1 protein-coding gene is annotated in these 2,020 nt (G+C 35.9%); it reads right to left on the bottom strand.

What is annotated here, in order from left to right; all coding sequences use genetic code 11:
• Window positions 1-393 precede the first annotated feature (393 nt).
• Window positions 394-1,185, bottom strand: a complete 792-nt coding sequence (locus ACZW67_RS14240; RefSeq protein WP_465183799.1) for a tetratricopeptide repeat protein — start codon at window positions 1,183-1,185, stop codon at window positions 394-396.
• Window positions 1,186-2,020 lie beyond the last annotated feature (835 nt).

Raw genomic sequence — 2,020 nt, 5'->3', positions numbered from 1 at the left:
GAAATGGCAATTTTAAGTATACTCAGGAGTATATCAAATTATTTTAAAATAAATATTAATATAAAAAACAAGTACTTACATATCGATTACCGTTCCGACCACTGGTACCAATACATAGTTCTATACTATCTTATAGAATAGCTAAAGCCCCTGATATCAGGGGCTTTGTTGTATCTGGTGTTCTATACTGTCCTGCTTTATCTATCCCAATCCATGCACATTAAGTGTACTGAATTTGAAGAAGCATTCTGCTCTGCTAAAACACTCATACTTTCAAAAAACTCATCGGCTTCAGCTGACAAAGTTATATCAAATGAGAACCTCATGGCTAACACTTGATAAGTAAATGTCTGTTTCAACTTTTTAAAATCACAGTCTCTCTTATTCAATTGGCTACAACTCATCACAACTCGGCTGATATCCGTTGTCACAAGATTTGCTATACCACTCTTGGGATTGAACTTTGTCTTGCTCCACGCCTCTGCCCTCAAAGTACATCAAGCCAAGACTGTTCTGCGCTTCGGCTATTTCTTGATTGGCAGCTTTCAGATACCATTCAGCCGCTTTTGCATCATCAAGTTTAACCCCTCTACCAGTTTCGTACATATCACCAATATTGTTTTGAGCTCCCGCATATCCTTGAGCAGCAGCCTTTCTTAACCATTTGAGTGCCTCTGCATAATCCCGACTCACCCCTTGGCCTTTATCGTACATTCCAGCAAGATTATACTGAGCTAGTGCAAAACCTTTATTAGCTGATTTTTGATACCATTGAACTGCTTTATCATAATCTTGAGGAACACCTTCGCCATGCTGATAAAAAGTTCCAAGATTGAATTGAATCTCAGCATTGCCCTGATTGGCAGATTTTTCATACCACTCAATGGCCTTGGAATCGTTTTGACGTACACCAGTGCCATTGCTATACATCTCTCCAAGTGTATATTGGGAAAATGCCCTTCCTCTATTAGCAGCGGCTTTAGTCCATTCAAATGCTTTCACATCATCTTGACTAATATCATCACCAGTGCTGTACATATAGCCAAGAGTGGCTTGAGTAGTGGCGAGTCCTTTGTTCATTAAACTATTTACAATGCCAAGATCTGCAACAGCAGGTATGGCTAAACTACTTGATAATCCTACTATCGTCATTTTATGAATTAATATCTTATTAAGTTTTTGCATGATAACTATTCTTTCTCATTCAGTTTTTGATTAGCGTCACAGCTGAGCTTATAGTCGATTTGATTTAAAAGTAGTACAAGGCAACCGAGTGTATATGTGATACTTCAAGCGAGGTTAACGCTGTAATATTTTTATAGTGGAATGACTATATCACCATTTTTTTAAGCTTTGCTGTACCACTCTATCAATTCAACCTTGTCTTTAGCGATACATCTGCCTTCCAAATATAACTATATAGAAGTATATAAACATTTGTTTTTTAATATATCTTTTATTTCATCTTGTTGCTGATAAATACAAAAAATAAACTACCCTAATCTTAGCGTTAAGGCCGATTAACAGGTTTAGGATGAACGCTCAACAATACTAATATTAATGCACGCTGCAATCTCACTTGCTATCCACATTATCCCTACCTGTGTCAGCTGTACTTCCTTAGGGAATGTTTGATCGCAATGATCATAGCTTTTGTTAATCATTGAAAGTGATCGATGAAAAACTAAGCTATAAAAAATTGTCGATTTGTATTAACTAAACAGTCTTTGACTTTTAATAAAAAAATAACATGGAAAGCATTATCAAAGAGACCCATCCGCCTTTATTTAAAGCTATAACTTTTAGTAATAGATAATTGAAATGTTTAACGTAAAAATTAGCTTTAACTTGAATAAGAATATCAGTAGCATGAAATTAAGACTCGATCGGGAAGATCAGTTGAAGGCATTTAATATGCCTTTCTCACAACAAGGAGCAGTTAATGTTATATCCCTATCCAAACACAGAAAAAAGCCAAGTCCAATTCCGCGAAAAATATGACAACTTCATCAATGGTGAA

This window comes from Psychrobacter sp. TPE 89C, assembly GCF_055522395.1.
This window is presented reverse-complemented; position numbering and strand designations above follow the sequence as displayed.

What these genes read in the sequence shown, in the direction of transcription:
- ACZW67_RS14240 (WP_465183799.1), bottom strand. Translation starts at nt 1,185, where the DNA reads ATGCAAAAACTTAATAAGATATTAATTCATAAAATGACGATAGTAGGA.